This window comes from Nocardiopsis sp. iso_186, assembly GCF_056173365.1.
The window spans coordinates 3,423,558-3,444,489 of sequence record NZ_CM149670.1 but is presented as its reverse complement, the minus strand read 5'-3'; the positions used below and the strand labels follow the sequence as shown (position 1 = coordinate 3,444,489).

Genomic DNA, 20,932 nt, shown 5'->3' with positions numbered 1-20,932 from the left:
AACCGTTCGTCTCAACAGATAGTGATGATGCGAACACGTTCCGATGCGGGCTTGTCGTCCCCCCTGCCCACAGAGACCGGTGTGCACACACGTGTTTTCCGCTCCGGTTCCGTGTCGAAGAGACAGCGCGGAGCCGGCTCGTGCGCCCACACCGGCGAGGGTTCCTGCGGCCGCTCACAGCCAGTCGCGCCGCTTGAAGGAGAAGTAGACAAGGGCGGCGGCCCCCACCACGAGGCAGTTGGCCAGAGCCGCCCCCCAGAGGGTGCTCTGCCACGGCAACGGGACGTTCATTCCGTACCAGCTGGTCACGGCCGTGGGGATGGCGATCACCGCGGCCCACCCGGTCAGTTTCTTCATGGTGACGTTGAGCCGCGCCTGCTGGATGTTGAGGTTGGTCGACAGCAGGGAGATCAGCATGTCGCGCAGCGACTCGGTCAGACGCGCCGTGTGGTCGAGCTGGGCCGACACCTCCCGGTAGCGTTGCACGCCGCGCCCGGGATCGCCCGGCCCCTTGGCCGCCCCGTGCAGGATCTCGCTGAGCGGGATCACCGCCCGGCGCAACAGCAGCACGCGCGTGCGCAGTTCGTAGCTGCGGCGCTGCACCAGCGCTACTTCTGCGCGCCCCTCCTCGAACATCATCCCCTCGACGTCGTCGATCGCGGAGTCGATGTCCATCGCCATTTCCTGGTAGCCCGTTGTCAGCCACTCCAGGAGCGTCCCCATCAGGTCGGTGACCCCGTGGCGCGGACGCGCGTCGCTCAGTGCCTCGGAGAGGTCTGGGCCCACCGTCACCAGTAGGGCCTTCGTCGCGAACACGGTCAGAGTGGTGAAGCGCGGAGCCTGCCGGCCGCCCAGCAGAACGTGCACGGTGAAGACGAAACGGCCGTCATCGTCCCAGGCCCAGGGACGGTTGCGGTGTGCGTGCGCCATCACGGTCTGGTCCTGGGGCAGGCCCAATGCGGGGGAGAGCTCTTCCAGGAGGTCCTGTTCCTCTCCGGTGACTCCTACCCAGGCCGGATGGTCCTCGTCGGCCAAGTGTTCGACCGCCGAGAGCGGCACCGGGTCCGCAGTCGATTCCTGGTCGCGGTACAACAGGATCTGGGCCATGAGCCCACTCTAGGATTCGCGTACCCGGTCGAGCGCTCCACAGGCGCCCGGGCGCGTCCTGGACCGTGTGCGGGAGGCCGACCGGCACCGCATCTTCCATGCCTGGTCGGGCGTGCCGACAACCTGGTTCTCTCACATAGGGTGATCCCATGATCGACGTGCGGCGCTTGCAGTTGTTGCAAGCGCTTGACAAGCACCACACCGTCGCGGCCACGGCCGAGGCGCTCCACGTGACCCCTTCGGCCATTTCCCAGCAGCTCGCGGCGCTTGCCAAGGATGCCGGGGTTGCCCTCGTCGAGCGGAGCGGGCGTCGGTTCCTGCTCACCGGGGCGGCCAGGGTGCTCCTGGACCATGCACAGGTCATCTTCGCCGAGATGGAGCGTGCCCAGTCCGACCTGGTCCGTTATACCGAGGGATCGCTGGGGGTCGTCCGAGTGGGGTCGTTCGCCACCGGGATCTCCGACCTGATCGCCCCGGCCCTCGCCGGGCTGCGCCGCACCGACCCCGGCTGGCGGTTCTCGGTCGTGCAGGCCGAACCGGAGGAGAGCACCGAGTTGCTGCGCACCGGCGACCTCGACATCGCCGTGACCATGTCCTCGGTGCACCTGCCGCCCAAGGGGTCGGGGGAGTTCCAGCTGCACCCCATCATGGTCGAGCCGCTGGACGCCGTCCTCGCCTACGACCATCCCCTCGCCGCGTACGCCGAGGTGGACCTGGCCGCGGACCTCTCGGATGAGGACTGGGTCATGTCGGCGCCGGGCACGGCCTGGTTCGACTGTGTGTCCGCGGCTTGTCACCAGACGGGCTTCCAGCCCCGGGTCGTGCACACGGTGGACGAGTTCAGTGCGGCGCTCGCCCTGGTCAGCGCAGGATTGGGCATGGCGCTCATGCCCAGGCTCGCCTGGAGCGGCCTGACCGCCTCCAACGTCGTGGTGCGCTCCGTGCGCGGAGCGCCTAGGCGCCACATCGTCGCGGTCACCCGCTCCGGGGCCGACCCCGAACCGTTGCTCTCCGCCATGCGCAAAGCGGCAAGCAAGGTTCCCGTGCCGTCGGTCAGTCCGATGATCCTGGGTGTCGCGACCTGACGGTGTGCCGTGCCGTAGTGGCAATACAGCAGCCGTCACCCCGCCGGGGATCAGCGGCCGTGATCGGCAGGGCGGGGCACGCGACCAATATCGAGCAGCCCGCCGCCTTCAACGACGGCGTACTGCGTTTTTTGGGGACACTCGCCGGTTCCCGTCCCACCGGCGCCCAGCCGACCGCAAAACGTGCCGGTGTGATGACGCTCCGTAGAGCCAAACGTGTGGGCGTGTTCCGAGCCCCTGCTCCTCGAACCGGTGGCAGCGGCACGGGCCGACCTGCGCCGCGGAAGGCATCGGCGGCTGCCCCGAACACGTCTGCAGTCGCCGCTCAGACCTGTTCGGGGGGTTCGACCTCGTTGACATCGTCCAGGATCTCGCGAGCCGTGCTGCGCAGGTAGTGCGCCACCGTGCGGATCGGTCGCCAGGCCCAGCTGCCGGTGCGCGCGACCAGGTAGATGCGCCGCACACCGCCCAGCCCGCCCAGAGGGGTGAGTGCGATCCCGCGACGCCGGGGTGCGGCCAGCTTGGGCATCACACCCACGCCCCACCCCGCGGCGACCACGGCGTTGACCGCTTCCAGGTTGTCGATGCGGTGCCGGATACGCGGGCGGAAACCGGCTGCGCCGCACATGCGTTGCACCAGCTCGTCCTCGTCGCTGCCCCGGGAGTTGGCGATCCAGGAGGCCCCCGACAACTCGCTCAGCCGCTCCCTGGTCATGGTGCGGCGTCCGCCGCCGGCGGACCGCGCGGACTGGGCCAGCAGCAGCGGCTCGGAGCCGATGCGGTGCAGCGCCAGGGTTTCGGGCATCCGGCGGGGGACCAGGCTGTACTCGTAGATCAACCCGAGGTCGGCGTCACCGTTGTGCAGCAGCTCCAGTGCCTGGTCGGGTTCGTGCTCGATAAGGCGCACGTCGATCCCGGGGTGATCCAGGCGCAACCGCTCCAACGCGGGCAACACGACCGGTACGGCCATGCTGATGAACGTCACGAGGTCCACACGGCCGACGGGGTCGCCCTCACCTGTCATCTCCGCCTTTGCCGCCTCCACCCGGGCGAGGATGTCAACCGCATGCTCGGCCAACCGATGTCCGGCCGGGGTGAGACGGACCCTGCGTCCGTCGGGGGTGAGCAGGACGACTCCGGCTTCCTTCTCGAGCACCGCGAGGTGCTTGGAAATCGCGGAGGTGCCCATCCCGGTGACCTCCGAGACGGCGCCCATCGTGCCCAACCGCTCCAATTCCACCAGGAGCCTCAACCGCGTCAAATCCATTGACTAAAACTATACGGTCCATTCGCTATTGGTGCCTGGACAGCAACGGATGGTCGGCAGCAAATTGGTCGGGTGATCATCTCTTCCCACTCCCTGCTTCGGCGTGCCCGGATCCAGGTGCCCGCCCCCGTCCTCCTGCTGGTCGGCATGGTGGTGCTGCACACCGGCAGTGCGTTTGCCGTGCGCCTGTTCGAGCTGGCCACCCCCGGCGCCGTCACCTGGTTGCGCCTGCTCTGGGCGGCACTCATCCTGCTTGCGCTCGGCGGTCGCTCTCTGTTGCGAGCCGTGCGCGAAGCGCAGCGAAAAGAGTTGGCGGCGGTCGTGATGCTGGGCACGGTCAGCGCGGGGATGATGGCCTTCTACTCCGAGGCCACGGCCCGGATCGACCTGGGCACCGCGACCGCGATCGAGTTTCTCGGACCGCTGGCGGTTGCGGTGCTGGCCATGCGGCGTCGTCGCGAACTGGGGTGGATCCTGGCGGCAGTAGCCGGTGTGGTCTGTCTGACCAGCCCGTGGGCGGCGGAGGTCAATCTTGCGGGAGTGGGCCTGGCCCTGGCCGGAGCAGTGTGCGTGGCCCTCTACGTCGTGCTCGCCCAGCGGGTCGGTTCCAGCTTCGGCGCGGTGCACGGACTGGCACTGTCCATGACGGTTGCGGCCACGGTCACCGCCCCACTGGGCGCCCCGGGCGTCATCGCAGCCCCCGACTGGCGGGTCCTGCTGTTCACCCTCGGCATCGCGTTGCTGTTCCCCCTGGTGCCGTTCCTGCTGGAGATGGTGGCACTGCAACGGATGAGCCGTACCGCCTACAGCACGTTCGTCAGCCTGGACCCCGCAGTCAGCCTTCTCATGGGGGTCATGGTCATCGCGCAGAGCCCGACGCCGGTGCAACTGGTCGGAATGGCCCTGGTGGTCGTCGCGGGGTTGGGATCCACCCGCCACGACAGCGCTGCACCTCCGCCTGCGCCGCCGGCCCCCGAACCGTCCTCGCCCACGCTCCCCGACATCGAACGGCCCGAATGGATGCCTCCCGTCGGCGCCGACGCACGCCGCCTCCCCGAGCCCACCGCTGTGTGAGAGCCTTCGCGGGCCGCTGTGATGATCACAACACCGCGAGCGCGCCAATACGATCACCAGTGTCTTTTCGGCGTTCAACGGCCGTCCTCGCGAACCCGCACCACATGGTGGCGCGCCGCTCGAACCAGGCCGTTTCGGCCCGATTTGCACGAGCCGGATCGCAGCGGCGGACGACCACGCCAAGGTGCAGACCCGCTGGTGCGGCCGGTGCGACGCACCACCCGTCAAGTGGCGCGAGCGAAGCGGTGGTCCGATCGCCTGGCACGACGGTAATGACCGACCTGCCACGATGGTGACCCACGCAGCCGAAACCGTCCCTAGTGAGGCAGAGAACGTCCGTTGAATCCATTAATGTCAGGCCCAATCATGGGCGCTAAAACTGATCTGGAACTGCTCCGGGCGTTCGAGCCGGTGCTGATGTACACCAAGGGCGAGCTCTTCTTCCCCAGTGACATCGAGAGCTATCTACAGTGCTGCAGTCTCTGGCTGGACCTGCCCGGGGGCAAGGAACGCGAGGTCGTGCCGGCGGGGGAGCTGACCGCCGAGCGTCTGGCCGGCGCCGACGCCGAGTGGCCCGGCCAGCACCAGCACCTGCGGTTCGTCCAGGAGTCGTCGCTGCGTGCCGAGGCGCGCCGGTTCCGACGGGTCTCCCACCCGGTCATCCCCAAGAGCGGGCGGTTGGCGGCGGTCGGCGTCTTCGGACGGGTCCTCGACGTCCTCATGAAGTTCTCACTGTTGATCCGCGGTGCCGTCCCAGGCGGACTGGCGGCTGCGGCCGCCACCCGCTACCGCGACCGCCTCGACACCGGCGGCGCCACCTACTACGGCCGAGTGGTGCGCGAAGGCGGCTACATCGCGCTGCAGTACTGGTTCTTCTACGCCATGAACGACTGGCGGTCGATCTACGGGGGCGTCAACGACCACGAGGCCGACTGGGAGAAGGTCACCGTCTACCTGGTGGAGACCCCCGAAGGGGGGTACCGTCCCGCCTGGGTCGGGGCCTCCTCCCACGAGTACCTCGGCGACGACCTGCGACGCAGCTGGGACGATCCCGAACTCCACCGAGACGGTGACCACCCGGTGGTCTTCGTCGGCGCCGGCTCCCACTCCCACCAGATGCTGCCCGGCGACTACCTGATCCAGGTGGATCCCGCCGCCCTGCGCGGACTCGTGCGTGCCTGGCGCCGCCTGACCACGCGCTTCCTCCCGGCCACCAGCCCCATCGTCCGGCACGGCATCGGCGTGCCCTTCGTCAACTACGCGCGCGGTGACGGCACCCGCGTGGGGCCCGGCGGAGACCGGGAGTGGGACGCGGTCGTCATCGACGACGAAACCCCTTGGGTCCGGGGCTTCCGCGGCCTGTGGGGGCGCGACACCCGCGATTGGTTCGACGGTGAGCGCGCACCCAGCGGCCCCCGCTATGAGCGGGAGGGCACGATCCGGCGCTCCTGGGCCGACCCCTTGTGGTGGGTCGGCCTGCAAAAGGTCGCACCGACCCCCGATGCTGCCCGCGCCCAACTGGTCGCCCACATCGGCGAGCTGGACGAGCGGATCAGCGAGGCCGACGCCGACATCGTGCGCGACCGCGACGCCCTGCGCAGGCTGTCCTCGGCCGAGATCTCGCTGAACCGGCACGCGCACGCCGAGCCCCTGGCCAAGGAGTACCGCTCCAAGATCTCCGACGCCGAAGAGGCGCTGGCCGCTCGCTACCGGGAGCGCTCCACGCTCGCCGACGAACGCGACGTGCACCGCGCAGAACTGGAGAGCGGTGCGCCCCTGGCCCACGCCCCCCAGGAGCACCTCCACTCACCCCACCTTCCCTACGCCTCGGGGGAACAGCGCCCGACGCGCTTCCTGCACGTCTGGGCTGCGCTGAGCACACCGCTGCTGATCGTCGCGTTGTGCGTGACGATCGTGGCGCTCAACGGTGCGACCATGCTGATGGCACTGGCCGGGACCGTCCTGCTGTTCGCGACCTTCGACGCCTTCGCGCGGCGCAAGCTCATGTCGTTCCTGACCGGGCTCGCGATCTTCGTCGTCGTGATCGGAGTGGTCGGCGCGATCATCGCCGCATTCATCGCCAGTTGGCAGATCACGCTTCTGGTTCCCCTGGCGCTGGTCGTGGTGTCGCTGCTGTTCGTCAACGTCCGCGACCTGCTGCGCCGCTGAGAGATCCGTCGAGCGGGGCGGGCACGGCCGTCTGGCCGCGCCCGCCCCGCTCAGTCGTCAGGTCCGCCGTTACGGCGTGGGTCCGGCATCGCGCAGGTGCGGGCCGCGGCCGTCGTCCTCGACGGGGCCGACGTCACGGGCGTCGCGCAGGTGCGGACCGCGCCCGGCAGCCCCGGTGGGGCCGTCGGTGGGGCCGTCGGCCACGACGGTGGCCCTGCGCGGCCGCCAGGTGATGAACTGCAGCCCAAGGCCGATGAGGCCCACGAGCATCAGGATCCATCCGATGGTGTTGATGTTGAGCACTCCGGCGCTCTCGATCTCGATCGCGAACGCCAGAATCGCGCCCAGGGCAATGAACAGCAGACTCCCGGCGATACCCATCTGTACGGATCCCTTCAGGTGGCGACAGTGCGGTGCCACTACCGCCTGCGGGGGAGTCCAAACGCCTCTCCGGGCGGTAGGCTGGTAATCCCCAGGCCACGGACCACGCTGGAGGTGAGGCCGATCATGGGCCAACCTCCGAGTACGGATTAGCGGTCCGACCCCCTCCGGTCCCGCCGCGCCCGACCGGTCCGTCCCTCGGTCCCCGCCGCCACATCTGGGCTCGCACGCTTTTGCTGCCGGCGGTCGCACCGGATCAACCTGTCTTGGGAGTCACCTGATGTCGCAACGGCGCATGCGTTCCTGGCTGCCCAGCCTGCGTCCCACCGTGGCCACTGCCAAACGTCGGTCGAAGGCCGACGCGCCCGAATACTCCATGGACCCGAGGGCCGAGGACGAAGAGCAGCCCCCGCAGCCCGTCGAGAAGAGCGTCATCGACGCGGCCGTCTATGTGGACGGGCACCGCCAGCCCACCCAGCCGGGTCCGGGGCTGCCCCGTCGCCCGGGGCCGGGACGGCCAGGCTCGACGATGGCCTGGATCGGGCTGTACCAGCCTTCCGAAACCCAACTGCTGGCCGCGGCCGATGAGTTCGGGCTGCACGAGCTCGCGGTGGAGGACGCCATCGTCGCCCACCAGCGGCCCAAGCTGGAACGTTACGGCGACACGCTGTTCGTGGTCCTGCGCGCCGCCCGTTACCTGGACGACGTCGAGGAGGTGCGCTTCGGCGAGATCCACCTGTTCACCGGCCAGGACTTCGTGTTGACGGTGCGCCATAGCCAGGCCCCCGACCTTGCGATCGTTCGCCGTCGTCTGGAGGGCGACCCCGAGCTGTTGAGCATGGGGCCCGAGGCCGTGGTCTACGCGATCCTCGACGCGGTGGTGGACGGCTACGCGCCTGTCATCGCGGGCCTGCAGAACGACATCGACGAGATCGAGACCCAGGTCTTCAACGGCGACCCCAAGGTGTCGCGGCGTATCTACGAGCTCTCCCGCGAGGTCATCGAGTTCCAACGGGCGGCGCGGCCGTTACTGGACATCCTGGACGGCCTGGTCGCCGGCTTCGACAAGTACGGCACCAGCGAAGAACTGCAGCGCTACCTGCGCGACGTCGCCGACCACGCCACCATCGTCGCCGAGCGGGTGGACGGGTTTCGCCAGATGCTCGGTTCGATCCTCACCGTCAACGCCACCCTGGTCAGCCAGGCCCAGAACGAGGAGATGAAGCACCTCACCGAGGCCAGCTATGCGCAGAGCGAGGAGGTCAAGAAGATCTCGTCATGGGCCGCAATATTATTCGCCCCGACGGTGGTCGGCGGCGTCTACGGAATGAACTTCGACGCGATGCCCGAGCTGCACTGGAAATTGGGCTACCCGATGGCCGTGGCACTGATGGTGGGCGTCAGCGTCGTCCTCTACACGCTCTTCAAGCGCCGCGGCTGGTTGTGAAACAGCCTGTGTCGTCCGCGTATCCGCCGCACCCCCGGGCATAGGGTCTGGCACGGACGCGGTGTCCACGAGGAGAGCGAGGCGTTGGGCGATGGCAGAGCACGAATTCGACCTGGTGGTCATCGGAGGCGGCCCCACAGGGGAGAACGTGGCTGACCGCGCGGTCGCGGGAGGACTGTCGGTGGCCCTGGTCGAGGCCGGGCTCGTGGGCGGGGAGTGCTCCTACTGGGCGTGCATCCCCAGCAAGACGCTGTTGCGCCCGGCCGCAGCCCTGGGCCAGGCCAAGGCGGTGCAGGGCAGCGCCCAGGCGGTCACCGGCGTCATCGACGCCCGTGCCGTCCTGCGGCGCCGCGACGAGATGGTCGCCGGCTTCGACGACTCCGGACAGGCCGACTGGTTGAAGGGGGCGGGGGTGACCCTGGTGCGTGGACGGGGACGCATCACCGCGCCGCGCATCGTGGAGGCCACCGGCCCCGACGGCGCGACCGTGACGCTCACCGCACGCCTGGCCGTCGCAGTGTGCACGGGGTCCGTGCCGGTCCTGCCCCCGATCCCAGGGTTGGCCCAGGCGCAGCCCTGGACCAACCGGGAGGCTACGGCGGCGGAGTCGGTGCCAGACAGCCTCGTCGTGGTGGGGGGCGGCGTCGTCGCCTGCGAACTCGCCTGGGCCTGGCGCTCCCTTGGCGCGCGGGTGCACCAACTGGTGCGCGGGCCGCGGCTTCTCGCCGGCAACGAGCCGTTCGCCGGCGAACTGGTGGCCGCCGCACTGCGTGAGGCGGGTGTGGACCTACGCATGGAGACCGAAACGGTCGAGGTGTCGCGTGTCCCGGGCGGAGAACGCACCGTCCGTTTCACCACCGGCGGCCGTTCGGAGAGCGTGACCGCTGCGGAACTGCTGATGGCCACCGGGCGGCGTCCTGCCACCGACGGGCTCGGCCTGGAAGCGCTGGGCCTCGGCACAGCGGCGCTCGCCGACGTCAACGACGACTGCCGGGTCCGTGGAGTGGCCGGTGGCTGGCTGTACTCCGTGGGCGACGTCAACGGTCGGGCCGCTCTCACCCACATGGGCAAGTACCAGGCCAGGGCGGTGGGTGACACCATTGCGGCCCGTTCTCGGGGAGAGGCCGCCGAGCCCAGGCCCTGGACCAGGTGGGCGGCTACGGCCGACCACCGCGCGGTGCCCCAAGTGATCTTCACCGAACCGGAGGTCGCGGCGGTGGGTCTGACGGAGCACGCCGCACGAGAGGCCGGTCTGCGCGTGCGCGCGGTCGAGTACGACCTGGGGTCGGTGTCGGGGGCGACGTTGTTCGATCCCGGGTACAGGGGGCGCGCCAAGATGGTGGTGGACGAGGACCGTCAGGTCGTTGTCGGAGCCACTCTGGTCGGCCCCGGAGTGGGCGAACTCATCCACGCCGCGACCGTTGCCGTGGTGGGGGAAGTGCCTTTGGAGCGACTATGGCACGCCGTACCGTCGTTTCCCACGGTCAGCGAGGTCTGGTTGCGTCTGTTGGAGACGTACGGTCGGTGAAGCCGCGGCGGCAAAGCCGAGTGATTCGGGCGTTCGCGTCCGAGGGCGCTGCCCGGATCGATATCATCGGTGTATACGGGGGGAACTGCCGAAGCGTTGTCAAGGGAGGCGTAGCGGCATGTCCGGACAGAACCGGGAGTCCTTTCCGTGCGGTGAGGCGGTGGTGTTCTCCGTGCGCGGAGAAATCGACATCGCAAACGCCGCGCAGTTGTGCGCGAGTCTGCTGCACGCCACCGACCGGGACCGGTGCCAGTGCCTGGTGGTCGATCTCTCCACCGTCGCCTTCATGGACCTCAGCGGGGTGCGTGCCCTGATGGAGTGCTATCGGATCCTGACCGGGGAGGGGCGGCACATGGTGCTGGCCGAGCCCTCCGGTCCGGCCCAGCGGGTCCTGTACGCACTGCACCTGGAGCGGACCTTCGAGATCTACCCGATCGTGGAGGCCGCCCTCACCCACACCTCGCGCCAGCGCTACGAGGAAGGTCCGGTCACCGGAGTAACCGGGACGGACCAGTAGCCATGACGCAGGGGTGCCCCGGCCGTCCCCGAGGCACCCCCGCCACCGCCCGACGGTCCCGTCGGGTGCGGTGAACGGGAACCGTGAGCGGGAGCAGAACCGTCTATGCTCCCGACAGTTCGAGTTCCAGTACGTGCGAGACCAGTTCGATCATGACGCGTTTGACGGATTCGCGTTCGCGGGCGTCGCACAGCATCACCGGGACGCCGGAGTCCACGTCCAAGGCGATGCGCACGTCGCCCGGAAGGTGCGAGCGCACGCCGTTGAAACAGTTCACGGCGACGATGAACGGAACCTGGCGCTGTTCGAAGAAGTCGATGGTCTCGAAGCAGTCCTCCAGCCGGCGGGTGTCGGCGAGCACGATCGCGCCCAGCGCACCCTCGGCTAGTTCCTCCCACATGAACGAGAACCGCCGTTGTCCGGGAGTGCCGAACATGTAGATGACGGTGCGCTCGTCCAGGCTGATGCGGCCGAAGTCCAGGGCGACGGTGGTGGTGGTCTTGGCCTCGACCCCGAGAAGGTCGTCCACGCCGATGCTCTCGGCGGTGATGAGCTCCTCGGTGTGCAGGGACTCCACTTCGCTCAGGGCCGCCACCAGCGTGGTCTTTCCGGCGCCGAACCCACCGGCGACCAGGATTTTCAACGCGTCGGGGAGTACCCCGGCGGTGTCGGACATATCGTGTCGTCTCCTTCTCAGAGAGCGCGGATGCGGTCGATCACGGAACGCAGGGTCTGAGCGTCGGGCCGCTCGCGCTGCCAGGTTGACTCATGAACCATCACGTGCCCGCCGTCGAGAAGATCGGCGAGCAGGATGCGCAAGACGCCCAGCGGCAGGCGAACCCGGGCTGATATCTCGGCCACGGAGGCGGGCCGCGCGCACTCGACCAGGATCGCACGGTGTTCGGGCTCCAACTCCACCGCGCGGCGCATCATCGGAACCGCCACCACCTGAGAGGTCATGGCGAAATCCGACCGGGACGGTCGGGTGCGCCCGCCGGTCAGCGAGTAGGGCCTGATCAGTCGGCCCCCTCCGTCGCCGAAGCCGTCGCCGGGTGTGACGCTCAACCGTTCTCCCCGCCCGAAAATCCTGGTGCTGCCGGGCGACGGTTGCGCGGCAGCGCGGACAGGTGCGGGCCGACCTGGCGCACGAGCCGGTTGATCTCGTAGGCGACCAGGCCGACGTCGGCCTCGGCGTCGGAGACCAGGCTCAGGCACGCCCCGTTCCCGGCCGCGATCACGAAGAGAAAGGCGTTGTCCATCTCGACCACGGTCTGGCGGACCTCGTTGGCGGCGAGCTGGCGAGCGGCCCCGCGCGCCAGGCTGGAGAAGCCCGAGGCGATGGCGCTGATGCGCTCGGCCCGTTCCTGCCCGGTGTGGCTGGAAGCGGACAGCAGCAGGCCGTCGGACGAGAGCAGGACCGCTTCGCGTGCACCGGGCAGCCGCTCCACCAGCTCGTTGAGCAGCCAGTCCAGTTGTGCCGTGGTCGGAGCGGTGGTTGTGGGATCGGTCATCGGCCCTCCGTGGTGTGGTGGTCGCTTCCGCTGCCGGTGCGCCCGTGCCGGGTGCCCTGTTGGAAGGAACTCATCATGGCCCGGATCTCCTCCAGCGACCGCTCTCGCGCCGGCGAGTGGGGGCGCACGGGTGCGCGCTCCACCACGGGGTCCGGCTGCGGAGCGGGGGCTGAATCCGGGGTGCCTTTGGTGCCGCGGACCCTGCGGGGCAAGCCCTTGTAGGTGGATTCCGCGGTCGTGCGCGGTGCCGGGGCGCTTCGGCGCGGTGCGGGGGTTGCCGGGCGCGCAGGCATGAGCGCCGTCGGCGCGGGGGGCGGCGGTCCGGTGGGGGACTCGGTCAGGCGGGCCGGCAGCGCAGGTGCGGCGGTGGCCGTACCCGGCTCGGCGATGACCTCGGGGGGAAGCACCACGATGGCCTGCGTCCCGTTGTAGGGGGAGGGGCGCAGCGTCACCTTCAGGCGGTGGCGTTGGGCCAGGGTCGCGATCACGATCAGTCCCAGGCGGGAGTCCTCGCGCATGTCGGCCAGGCTGAACCCCTCCGAGGTGCCTTTCAGGAGCTCGTTCGCCTCGGTGTAGCCCTCGGCGGTCATGCCCAGCCCGCGGTCCTCGACCTCCAGGGAGTAGTAGCCGTTGGACAATGCCTCGGCGCGCACCATCACCGGGGTGTGCGGAGGGGAGAAGACGGTTGCGTTGTCCAGAAGCTCTGCCAGCAGGCGCACCACGTCCGCGGCTACCGGCCCCCGCAGCGCGGCCTCGGTGGTGGTCAGCAGTTTGATCCGGGCGTACGCCTCGATCTCGCTGGAGGCCGCGCGCACCGCGTGCCCCAGGGGGAGCGGTTCCTCGCTGCGCCGGACCAGGGTGCGGTCGTCGGTGAGCAGCATCAGGTTGTCGGCGTTGCGGCGCATCTGGGTGCTCAGGTGGTCGATCTTGAACAGCGACTCAAGTACCGCGGGCTGGGTCTCTGACTGCTCCAGGGTGTCCAGCAGGCCCAGTTGGCGGTGCAGCAGGGTCTGGGCGCGGCGTGCGACATTGCGGAAGACGTTGCGCACGCCCGCGCGAAGCCGGGCCTCTTCGGCCGCTGACTCCACCGCGGCCCGCTGCGCCAGGTTGAATGCCTCGGTCACCTGGCCGATCTCGTCCCGGGGGCCTGTGCTGAGCATCGGGGCGTCGGCGACGATGTCCACCTGCTCGCCCGCTCTGAGCCGCCGGGTGATGTCGGGAAGCCGGGTGTGGGCGTAGTCCAGGGTGGCGTCGCGCAGAGTGTTCAGCCGCTGTCCCAGGGCCCGGACCACGCGCAGGGAGAACAGCAGCGAGGCCACGACCACGGCCAGCGCCATCGTGCTGACGGCGACGACGCCGATCATGAGTTCGACGGACGCCTGGCGGCCCTGCTCCAGGACCGCGTCGGTCTGGTCGCGCTCCACCCGCTGGAAGTCCAGGTCCACCGATACCCGGGCGTTCTTCCACACCTGGCTGTTGACGGGCAGTCCTGTCTGGAGGGGACCGCCGGTGATCACGTCGTTCTCCAGTTCGCGCACGGTTCGGTAGAAGGCCGTGCCGGTCACCTCGTCGTATGCCGCGCGTTCCTGCGGGCTGAGTTCGGGGGCGATCTGGGTGTAGAGGTAGCGCTGTGCCCCGACCGCGCGGGAGAAGTCGGCGTGGTCGGTGATGGTGAAGGAGTCCGCGGTCACCGCGTGGACGATCAGGGCGTCCTCCTGCGAGAGCAGTTCGCGGGCGCGCATCAGCGAGGTCAGACTGCGAGCCTGCTGGGACAGCGCGGGGTCGGAGATCTCCACCTGCACGTCCCAGATGAGCAGCCCGGCCTCGATCGCCATGTCGAAGGGGTGGCTGCCGCCGGCGCGGCTCGGGGCGATGGCGTCCATCGCGGCACGGTGCAATGGGAGCGACGCGAGGTAGTCCTCGAACGTCTCGATCCGGCTGTGCGCGGTGGAGGGCAGCGCACGATCGGGGACCCGTCCCAGCGCGCCGGCGAAGTCGTCGATGGTCTGGTCCGTTCGGTCACGGGCCTCCTGCACACCCGCGCGGTAGTCAACGCGTCCGGTCCGGTCACCGGCGATGTACTCCATGGTGGCGCGCCGTTCGGCCTGGAGATCGGTGATGACGCTGAGCACCGGCATGCCGATGGTGTCGGTGAAGGCCGCGCTCCGTCGGAGGTCAACCATGTCGCCCACCAGGACGCTGGTGATGGCGATCCACAGGGCAAGCAGGGCGGTGCTCGGGATGAGCGCCAGCGCTACGAGGCGTGCGCGGATCGACCGGCGCTGCTCTTTCTTCATGGGCTCGCTCTTGGACGTATGGGCGGGGGGATTCGGGCGGGACGAAACGGCGTCGGCCAGCGACGTCTGCTGGCCGGCCCGGTGCGGCTGCAGGAAAAACCGAGCTAACCGCGCCAGAGCCGATATAGCAACCCTTAACGGCAGCAAGGGTGCACGTGATCGGCCGTATCCCGGTCGATCGGGCCACCAGAATGTACTGTTTCATTGCTAAATGTTGCCAAATGTCATGGTTGGCGAAATCGTCCCCACTAAGTTCTCCAAGCCGTTGCCAAAATGCGATGACCGCCATGGGATCGTGTCAACGCACCGGCCGTACCCGGCCGTAACCCCTGGCCCGGTACCCAGCCGGAGCGGGTGTGCCTCCCCTGGCCGCGCAGAAAACGGAATGGTAAGCGCCATGCGAAACCGATCTGACCGACCCGTCGCGCTCTGGAAGCCGACCGCAGCCGCACTGAGCGGACTGCTGCTCCTGAGTGCCTGCGGTGCGCCCCCGGCGCCCTCGGGGGACGGCGCCGACCGCGGGGAGGCGGCCGGCGCGACCTCGGCGGCCGACCTCGGCGGCCTGGAGGGGCTGATCGAAGCCGCTCAGGAGGAGGGCGAGCTCAACGTCATCGCACTGCCGCCGGACTGGGCCAACTACGGCGAGATGATCTCCACCTTCGAAGAGAAGTACGACATCACCGTCAACTCCGCCGCCTCCGACGCCACCAGCCAGGAGGAGATCAACGCCGCCGAGCAGAACGCCGGCACCGACCGCGCCCCCGACGTGTTCGACCTCGGCCAAGCCGTCGCCCTGGCAAACGCCGACAAGCACTTCGCCCCCTACCAGGTCGAGACCTGGGACGACATCGACGACTCGATCAAGCACCCCGAGGGCAAGTACGTCGGCGACTACACGGGATTCATGTCCGTGGGCTACAACGCCGACGAGGTCCCCGCCCCCACCAGCCTCGACGACCTGCTGGGCGAGGAGTACCGGGGCAAGGTCGCGTTGAACGGCGACCCCACCCAGGCGGGCGCTGCCTTCTCCGGGGTGGTCATGGCCGCCCTGGGCAACGGGGGCAGCGTCAACGACATCGCCCCGGGCGTGGAGTTCTTCGCCGAACTCAAGGAAGCCGGCAACTTCCTGCCGGTGGACCCGACTCCGGCCACCATCGCCTCGGGCGAGACCCCCGTGGTCATCGACTGGGACTACACCAACGCCCAGCAGACCCTCGACCTCGAAGGCCAGGTCAACTGGCAGGTGTTCGTGCCCGAGGACGCAGTGGTGAGCTCCTACTACTACCAGGCCGTCAACCTCGACGCCCCCCACCCGGCCGCCGCCCGGCTGTGGCAGGAGTTCGTGTTCTCCGACGAGGGCCAGAACATCTACCTCAACGGCTTCGCCCGCCCCGCGCGCGCCGAGGCGATGGAGTCCGCGGGAACCATCGACACCGATGCCTTTGGCCGCCTGCCCGCCAGCGACGGGGAGCCCGTCTCCCTGACCCAGGAGCAAAGCGACGCGGCCGCCGAGTACCTGACACAGAACTGGGCCGACGCGGTGGCCTGACCGGCCCAGCCGCTCCCCTCCAGGTAGGGTTCCGGGGCCGGAACCACCGTCCGCGCCCCGGATCCCGCTCCCACCAGTCAGGAAAAACACGCCTACGCCATGACCCCCGAGACAGATCTCGCCGCAGAGGCCCCCACGCCAACGGCCCCCGCCCCGCCCCGACCGCACCGCTCCCGTGCCGTGCTGCGCTGCGCACTCGACCACGCAGGCGCGCTGCCCTTCTTCGCCTTCATCGCGGTCTTCCTTCTCTGGCCGACGCTCATCGTCGTCTCCGGTGCCTTCACTGACAGCAACGGCGCCTTCTCCCTGGACAACCTCACCGCCATCACCGGCCCCCGCTTTATGGACGCCTTCGGCCGCTCCATCTGGTTGTCCCTGGTCACCGCGCTGCTCGGTGCGGTTCTGGGCGCCCTGTTGGCCTGGGCCGTCTCAGCCGCCGGCCGCTCGGGCGGCGACGGTGTCACCCGCCGCCTCGTCACCGCACTGTCCAGCGTGCTCGCCCAGTTCGGCGGCGTCATGCTCGCCTTCGCGTTCCTGGCGACGGTGGGCCTCAACGGCTGGTTGACCATCATGCTGCGCGACGCCTTCGGACTGGACCTCTTCGCCGGCGGCAACTGGCTCTACGACATGCCCGGCCTGATCCTGGTCTACTGCTACTTCCAGATCCCGCTGATGTTCATCGTGTTCCTGCCCGCCATGGACGGACTGCGCGTGCAGTGGGGCGAGGCCAACGCGAGCCTGGGCGGCACCGGTTGGCACTATTGGCGCCACATCGCCGGCCCGATCCTCGCCCCCGCCTTCGCGGGCTCGGCGCTGCTGCTCTTCGCCAATTCCTTCTCCTCCTACGCCACGGCCGCGGCCCTGGTCTCCCAGGGCGATCCGATCGTCCCGCTGCAGATCCGCAACGTCCTCACCAGTGAGGTCTCCCTCGGCCAAGAGGGAGTGGGCTACGCGCTCGCCTTCGGCATGGTGGTCGTGGTCGCCGTGGTGATGTCCCTGTACGCCCTGCTGCAAAGGCGGACCTCCCGATGGCTGCGCTGACCCCCGCCGAGGCCGCCGTGCCCGATCCCAGGCCGAGCCGTCGCCGCCGAGCGGGCGGACCGGCCGCGCTGCGCTGGGCGGTCCTGTTCGTGGTCGGCGCCTATTTGTTGTTCCCGCTGCTGGCGATGCTGGAGTTCTCGACCCGCGGGGCACAAGGACGCACCGCCGACGCCTGGCTGGCCATCGGCCAGGACCGCGCGCTGGTGGACGCCATCTGGGTGTCGCTGCGCCTGGCAGCGCTCACCGTCTTCGGGATGCTGGTCCTGTTGCTGCCCACCATGGTGTGGGTGCAGTTGCGGCTGCCGCGCCTGCGCCGCGTCCTGGAGTTCGTCTGCCTGTTGCCGCTGACCATCCCGGCCATCGTCATCGTGGTGGGACTGTCCCCGATCTATGCCTGGGTCGGCTACCTTCTGGGCGACTCGCCCCTGAACCTGGCCCTGGTCTATGTGGTGCTGGTGCTGCCCTACTCCTATCGGGCGCTGGACGCGGGACTGCGCTCCATCGACCTCAAGACGCTGGCCGAGGCGGCGCTCAGCCTGGGGGCCTCCTGGTGGTCGGTGATCCTGCGGGTGGTGGTGCCCAACGTACGAGCCGCCATCCTCTCCGCGGCGCTCATCTCGGTCGCGCTGGTCCTGGGAGAGTTCACGATCGCCTCCCTGCTCAACTACGACACCCTGCAGGTCAGGGTTTTCGAGATCGGTAAGCGCAGCGCGAGCCTGTCCGTGGCGGTCTCGCTGGCCGCGCTGATGTTCGGGTTCGTCCTGCTGGCGCTGCTGTCCTTCGTGGGGCAGCGGCGCGGGTCGCGGCAGGGACCGTGACCGTGACGACGGAAGAGAAGACGCACATGACGACGACCCCCGATGCGGCCAAGCACCTCAACGCCCAGGGTGTGCGCGTACACCTGGCCGAGCTGACCCGTACCTTCGGCTCCGTGCGCGCCCTCGACGGGCTCGACCTGGAGCTGTCGCCCGGTGAGCTGGTGGCCCTGCTCGGCCCTTCGGGCTGCGGCAAGACCACCGCCCTGCGCGTGCTCGCCGGACTGGAGCAGGTGGACTCCGGCCGGGTCCTGGTGGACGGCACCGACATCACGCACCGTCCCGCCAACAAGCGCGACATGGGTATGGTCTTCCAGGCGTACAGCCTGTTCCCCAACATGACCGCGCTGGACAATGTGGCCTTCGGGCTGCGGCTGCGCGGCAGGGCCACCGCGCAGCGGCGGACCCGGGCCGGAGAACTGCTGGAACTGGTGGGGTTGGGGTCGCACACCGCGCACTATCCGCACCAGCTCTCCGGCGGCCAGCAGCAGCGGGTGGCGATCGCCCGGGCCCTGGCCATCGAACCGCAGGTGTTGCTGCTGGACGAACCGTTGTCGGCGCTGGACGCCAAGGTCCGCGCCCAGTTGCGCGACGAGATCCGGCGCATCCAACTGGAGGTCGGCATCACCACCCTCTTCGTCACACACGACCAGGAGGAGGCGCTGGCCATGGCCGACCGGGTCGGTGTGATGCGTGCGGGGCGCCTGGAGCAGATAGCCGACCCCGCCACCATCTACGCCCGCCCCTCCAGCGAGTTCGTCGCCGACTTCGTGGGGCTCACCAACAAGGTCCCCGGCCATGCCGTCAACGGCCACGCCGAGGTGCTGGGGGCCAGGGTTCCGTTGTTGGAGGGGTCGGCGCAGGGGGACGTCACCGTTTTGCTGCGCCCTGAGGCACTTGAGGTGACCCCGGACGAGGCCGGTGCCGCCCGGGTGGTGGCCGCCAGCTTCCTGGGGTCGTTGGCCCGGGTCCAGGTGCGACTCGCCGACGACCAGGTGGTGATCGCACAGGTCGCCAGCTCCAGCATCGGTGACCTCACCCCGGGCACGGCCGTCACGGTGACCCCGCGCCCCCATCCGGTGCTCGCCGCCGGCGCCTGAGGGGCGGTCCGGGGCCGTGCGGCGAGCAGAAGACGCCCGACGAACGGCCCCGGACCAGGCGGTGTTCTCGGTGGAGAGCGGGGCCTGATCCCTGCGTGCGAAGAGACCCGCCGAGTGCACCGAACACGCCCTTGTGCGTGCGACCGCAGCGCAAGCCCTGCCTCCGCGAGGTCCGGATCGCGCGCCGTTGCCCCGGTGAGCCGAGGAAACTCTTTTTGCTCGGCCACGGGCAACGTGTCCTATGCGTCGCGGCGTGCCTGGACGGCGAACGCCGCGCCCAGGGCCACCGCCGGCCATGCCGCGGCCAGCAGCGCTGCCGCCCAGGGCGCCAGGTACAACGGGGACCCCTCTGGCAGGCCGCCGACCAGGCTGTCGACCGCGGTGGTGGGCAGATAGCGCAGCACGTTCTCCTGGGCCCACTGCGGCAGCAGGGCGCCGAAGACCATCGGTGCCCACATCAGGGCCAGGGCAGTGGTGATCGCGCTGGCCGTGCTGCGCAGCAGCACGCCCAGCGCCAGCGCCAGCAGCGGAAACAGCGGCATGGTCGCCGCGCCCATGGTCACGGCCCGTACCGCGTTCTCATCGGTGAGGCCGGTGGTGGGCAGGCCGAACGAGTCCAGGACCGCCTGGGAGGCGAAGAACGCCGCAAGGGCGACGACGGCGCCCGCCGCCATGGTGACGGCAGCGGTCACGGCTGTCTTGGCGGCCAGGTGGCGCCACCTGCGCGGCGTGACGCCAAAAGTGACCGAGATGGTGCCGGTGGAGTACTCCGCCGCCGAGTAGCCGGCACCGAGCACGATCAGGACGATGCCGGCGAAGGCCGGGCCGACCTGCGCGGCAACCAGTGCCTGGGATGTCGTGTCCAGCCCCTCCGGGGTTTCCGGTGCCGCGCCCAGCGCCAGCGCCAGCAGCGCGCTGAACCCGGTACCGATCAGCAGTGTCAGGGCGAGAAGGACGAAGGTCGAGCGCAGCGACCACAGTTTGGCCCACTCGGAGCGAACCGCCGCGACCACTCGCGGCGGGGCCGTAGGGGACGGGGGGCTGGGAACGGGAACGGTCGCGGTCATGACCTGCCTGCCCTTCCGAGGTCGCGGGCGGTGGCCAGGGCGTCGCCGCGGGTGGCGTGTCGTCCGGACCGGTGGGTGACGCTGGCGGCGGTCAGCTCCATGAAGGCGGCCTCCAGGTTGGCGCTCTCGGGGGTCAGCTCGGACAGCGGGATACGGTGCTCCATCGCTACCTCGCCGATGCGCGCGGCGCTTACCCCGGCCACCATCAGGGTGCTGGCCTCCCCTGCGCGAACGGTTGCGTTCTCGCTGGTCAGAAGAGTGGCCAGGGCGGCTGCCCCGGGAGAGGCGACCAAGACCTCCCCGGCGCTTCCGCTTCCGGTGAGATCGGCGGTCGGGGCGTCGGCGATGAGTCTGCCGCGTCCGATCACCAGTACGTGGTCGGCGGTGGCCTCCATCTCGTTCATCAGATGGCTGGAGACGAGGACCGTGCGTCCTTCGTCGGCCAAGCCCTTGAGGAGGGTGCGCACCCACACGATGCCTTCGGGGTCCAGGCCGTTGAGGGGTTCGTCCAGGATCAGGATCTCGGGATCGCCCAGGAGCGCGGCGGCGATGCCCAGGCGCTGGCGCATCCCCAGCGAGAATCCGCCGACCCGTTTTCCCGCTGCCCCGGTCAGCCCTACCGTCCCCAGGACCTCCTCGACCCGGGACGCCGTGATTTTCGCACCGTAGGCCATCCACCGCAGGTGGGCGCGGGCGCTGCGACCCGGGTGCACCGCGCCGGGATCCAACAGTGCGCCGACCGTGCGCGGGGCCGCCACCAGGTCGGCGTAACGCTTTCCCTTGATCGTGGCGCTGCCGTCGGTCGGGGAGTCCAGGCCCAGGACCATGCGCATGGTGGTCGTTTTCCCAGCGCCGTTCGGCCCGAGAAAACCGGTGACGACGCCGGGCCTGACCGTGAAGGACAGTCGATCCACCGCCAGGGTGTCGCCGTAGCGCTTGGTGAGTCCGCTTGCTTCGATCATCAGAATCCTCTCGTC

19 protein-coding genes are annotated in these 20,932 nt (G+C 69.5%); 10 read left to right on the top strand and 9 right to left on the bottom strand.

Annotated elements, in window-relative coordinates:
* Positions 1-174 precede the first annotated feature (174 nt).
* Entirely contained in the window at positions 175-1,107 is a 933-nt protein-coding gene (locus AC0VYP_RS15080) for a magnesium transporter CorA family protein (RefSeq protein ID WP_285756651.1), read from the bottom strand.
* 149 nt (positions 1,108-1,256) lie between these two features.
* Between AC0VYP_RS15080 and AC0VYP_RS15075 the strand changes: the two genes are divergently transcribed.
* Positions 1,257-2,192, top strand: a complete 936-nt coding sequence (locus tag AC0VYP_RS15075; RefSeq protein WP_285756650.1) for a LysR family transcriptional regulator — start codon at positions 1,257-1,259, stop codon at positions 2,190-2,192.
* A 325-nt stretch (positions 2,193-2,517) separates the two neighbouring features.
* Here AC0VYP_RS15075 and AC0VYP_RS15070 read toward each other — a convergent pair whose 3' ends face one another.
* On the bottom strand, positions 2,518-3,459 hold the full coding sequence (locus AC0VYP_RS15070) for a LysR substrate-binding domain-containing protein (protein WP_475470305.1): 942 nt from the start codon (positions 3,457-3,459) through the stop codon (positions 2,518-2,520).
* A gap of 72 nt (positions 3,460-3,531) precedes the next feature.
* Here AC0VYP_RS15070 and AC0VYP_RS15065 point away from each other — a divergent pair, with 72 nt between their 5' ends.
* A complete protein-coding gene (locus AC0VYP_RS15065) occupies positions 3,532-4,533 on the top strand; it encodes an EamA family transporter (RefSeq protein ID WP_285756648.1) in 1,002 nt (333 codons plus the stop codon).
* A gap of 366 nt (positions 4,534-4,899) precedes the next feature.
* Positions 4,900-6,702, top strand: coding sequence for a hypothetical protein (locus AC0VYP_RS15060; RefSeq protein ID WP_475470303.1), 1,803 nt, complete (start codon positions 4,900-4,902; stop codon positions 6,700-6,702).
* A gap of 69 nt (positions 6,703-6,771) precedes the next feature.
* Here the strand turns inward: AC0VYP_RS15060 and AC0VYP_RS15055 are convergent, their stop codons facing one another.
* The gene (locus AC0VYP_RS15055) at positions 6,772-7,083 is read right to left on the bottom strand and encodes a hypothetical protein (RefSeq protein ID WP_285756646.1); all 312 of its coding nucleotides are present in this window, start codon (positions 7,081-7,083) and stop codon (positions 6,772-6,774) included.
* Between the two features lie 280 nt (positions 7,084-7,363).
* On the opposite strand from AC0VYP_RS15055, the gene AC0VYP_RS15050 reads away from it, so the two are divergent.
* The 3 genes from AC0VYP_RS15050 to AC0VYP_RS15040 all read left to right on the top strand — a co-directional run bounded on the left by AC0VYP_RS15050 (position 7,364) and on the right by AC0VYP_RS15040 (position 10,575).
* Positions 7,364-8,530: a magnesium and cobalt transport protein CorA gene (locus AC0VYP_RS15050; protein ID WP_285756645.1), complete on the top strand. Its 1,167-nt coding sequence runs from the start codon at positions 7,364-7,366 to the stop codon at positions 8,528-8,530.
* A gap of 91 nt (positions 8,531-8,621) precedes the next feature.
* The gene (locus AC0VYP_RS15045) at positions 8,622-10,058 is read left to right on the top strand and encodes a dihydrolipoyl dehydrogenase family protein (protein WP_475470302.1); all 1,437 of its coding nucleotides are present in this window, start codon (positions 8,622-8,624) and stop codon (positions 10,056-10,058) included.
* 118 nt (positions 10,059-10,176) lie between these two features.
* A complete protein-coding gene (locus AC0VYP_RS15040) occupies positions 10,177-10,575 on the top strand; it encodes an STAS domain-containing protein (RefSeq protein ID WP_285756643.1) in 399 nt (132 codons plus the stop codon).
* A gap of 103 nt (positions 10,576-10,678) precedes the next feature.
* Here the strand turns inward: AC0VYP_RS15040 and AC0VYP_RS15035 are convergent, their stop codons facing one another.
* Genes AC0VYP_RS15035 through AC0VYP_RS15020 form a run of 4 tightly spaced genes read right to left on the bottom strand, consistent with a single transcriptional unit; the run spans position 10,679 to position 14,383 of the window.
* On the bottom strand, positions 10,679-11,251 hold the full coding sequence (locus tag AC0VYP_RS15035) for a GTP-binding protein (protein WP_285756642.1): 573 nt from the start codon (positions 11,249-11,251) through the stop codon (positions 10,679-10,681).
* 17 nt (positions 11,252-11,268) lie between these two features.
* Positions 11,269-11,640: a DUF742 domain-containing protein gene (locus AC0VYP_RS15030; protein ID WP_285756641.1), complete on the bottom strand. Its 372-nt coding sequence runs from the start codon at positions 11,638-11,640 to the stop codon at positions 11,269-11,271.
* Positions 11,637-12,086 carry a roadblock/LC7 domain-containing protein gene (locus tag AC0VYP_RS15025; RefSeq protein ID WP_285756640.1) on the bottom strand — a complete coding sequence of 150 codons (450 nt, stop codon included), beginning with the start codon at positions 12,084-12,086 and terminating at the stop codon, positions 11,637-11,639. The genes AC0VYP_RS15030 and AC0VYP_RS15025 overlap by 4 nt, the downstream gene beginning before the upstream one ends.
* On the bottom strand, positions 12,083-14,383 hold the full coding sequence (locus tag AC0VYP_RS15020; protein ID WP_475470299.1) for a sensor histidine kinase: 2,301 nt from the start codon (positions 14,381-14,383) through the stop codon (positions 12,083-12,085). Before AC0VYP_RS15020 ends, AC0VYP_RS15025 begins: the two co-directional genes overlap by 4 nt.
* 397 nt (positions 14,384-14,780) lie before the next feature.
* Here AC0VYP_RS15020 and AC0VYP_RS15015 point away from each other — a divergent pair, with 397 nt between their 5' ends.
* The 4 genes from AC0VYP_RS15015 to AC0VYP_RS15000 all read left to right on the top strand — a co-directional run bounded on the left by AC0VYP_RS15015 (position 14,781) and on the right by AC0VYP_RS15000 (position 18,888).
* Positions 14,781-15,932: an ABC transporter substrate-binding protein gene (locus AC0VYP_RS15015; protein WP_475470297.1), complete on the top strand. Its 1,152-nt coding sequence runs from the start codon at positions 14,781-14,783 to the stop codon at positions 15,930-15,932.
* Between the two features lie 99 nt (positions 15,933-16,031).
* Positions 16,032-16,973: an ABC transporter permease gene (locus tag AC0VYP_RS15010; RefSeq protein ID WP_285756637.1), complete on the top strand. Its 942-nt coding sequence runs from the start codon at positions 16,032-16,034 to the stop codon at positions 16,971-16,973.
* Positions 16,961-17,791 (top strand): ABC transporter permease, encoded by an 831-nt coding sequence (locus AC0VYP_RS15005; RefSeq protein WP_475470295.1) that lies wholly within the window; start codon positions 16,961-16,963, stop codon positions 17,789-17,791. Before AC0VYP_RS15010 ends, AC0VYP_RS15005 begins: the two co-directional genes overlap by 13 nt.
* Before the next feature lie 26 nt (positions 17,792-17,817).
* Entirely contained in the window at positions 17,818-18,888 is a 1,071-nt protein-coding gene (locus tag AC0VYP_RS15000; RefSeq protein ID WP_475470293.1) for an ABC transporter ATP-binding protein, read from the top strand.
* 239 nt (positions 18,889-19,127) lie between these two features.
* On the opposite strand, the gene AC0VYP_RS14995 is transcribed toward AC0VYP_RS15000, so the two are convergent.
* Positions 19,128-19,955 carry a hypothetical protein gene (locus tag AC0VYP_RS14995; protein ID WP_475470291.1) on the bottom strand — a complete coding sequence of 276 codons (828 nt, stop codon included), beginning with the start codon at positions 19,953-19,955 and terminating at the stop codon, positions 19,128-19,130.
* Positions 19,952-20,917 carry an ABC transporter ATP-binding protein gene (locus AC0VYP_RS14990; protein WP_475470290.1) on the bottom strand — a complete coding sequence of 322 codons (966 nt, stop codon included), beginning with the start codon at positions 20,915-20,917 and terminating at the stop codon, positions 19,952-19,954. Before AC0VYP_RS14990 ends, AC0VYP_RS14995 begins: the two co-directional genes overlap by 4 nt.
* Between the last annotated feature and the right edge of the window lie 15 nt (positions 20,918-20,932).

Excerpts from the sequence above, each read along its gene's own strand:
- AC0VYP_RS15075 (WP_285756650.1), top strand. The coding sequence starts at position 1,257 with ATGATCGACGTGCGGCGCTTGCAGTTGTTGCAAGCGCTTGACAAGCAC.
- AC0VYP_RS15020 (WP_475470299.1), bottom strand. The coding sequence starts at position 14,383 with ATGAAGAAAGAGCAGCGCCGGTCGATCCGCGCACGCCTCGTAGCGCTG.
- AC0VYP_RS15060 (WP_475470303.1), top strand. The coding sequence starts at position 4,900 with ATGGGCGCTAAAACTGATCTGGAACTGCTCCGGGCGTTCGAGCCGGTG.
- AC0VYP_RS15035 (WP_285756642.1), bottom strand. The coding sequence starts at position 11,251 with ATGTCCGACACCGCCGGGGTACTCCCCGACGCGTTGAAAATCCTGGTC.
- AC0VYP_RS15000 (WP_475470293.1), top strand. The coding sequence starts at position 17,818 with ATGACGACGACCCCCGATGCGGCCAAGCACCTCAACGCCCAGGGTGTG.
- AC0VYP_RS15045 (WP_475470302.1), top strand. The coding sequence starts at position 8,622 with ATGGCAGAGCACGAATTCGACCTGGTGGTCATCGGAGGCGGCCCCACA.
- AC0VYP_RS14995 (WP_475470291.1), bottom strand. The coding sequence starts at position 19,955 with ATGACCGCGACCGTTCCCGTTCCCAGCCCCCCGTCCCCTACGGCCCCG.
- AC0VYP_RS15050 (WP_285756645.1), top strand. The coding sequence starts at position 7,364 with ATGTCGCAACGGCGCATGCGTTCCTGGCTGCCCAGCCTGCGTCCCACC.
- AC0VYP_RS14990 (WP_475470290.1), bottom strand. The coding sequence starts at position 20,917 with ATGATCGAAGCAAGCGGACTCACCAAGCGCTACGGCGACACCCTGGCG.
- AC0VYP_RS15005 (WP_475470295.1), top strand. The coding sequence starts at position 16,961 with ATGGCTGCGCTGACCCCCGCCGAGGCCGCCGTGCCCGATCCCAGGCCG.
- AC0VYP_RS15010 (WP_285756637.1), top strand. The coding sequence starts at position 16,032 with ATGACCCCCGAGACAGATCTCGCCGCAGAGGCCCCCACGCCAACGGCC.
- AC0VYP_RS15070 (WP_475470305.1), bottom strand. The coding sequence starts at position 3,459 with ATGGATTTGACGCGGTTGAGGCTCCTGGTGGAATTGGAGCGGTTGGGC.
- AC0VYP_RS15055 (WP_285756646.1), bottom strand. The coding sequence starts at position 7,083 with ATGGGTATCGCCGGGAGTCTGCTGTTCATTGCCCTGGGCGCGATTCTG.
- AC0VYP_RS15015 (WP_475470297.1), top strand. The coding sequence starts at position 14,781 with ATGCGAAACCGATCTGACCGACCCGTCGCGCTCTGGAAGCCGACCGCA.
- AC0VYP_RS15080 (WP_285756651.1), bottom strand. The coding sequence starts at position 1,107 with ATGGCCCAGATCCTGTTGTACCGCGACCAGGAATCGACTGCGGACCCG.
- AC0VYP_RS15040 (WP_285756643.1), top strand. The coding sequence starts at position 10,177 with ATGTCCGGACAGAACCGGGAGTCCTTTCCGTGCGGTGAGGCGGTGGTG.
- AC0VYP_RS15025 (WP_285756640.1), bottom strand. The coding sequence starts at position 12,086 with ATGACCGATCCCACAACCACCGCTCCGACCACGGCACAACTGGACTGG.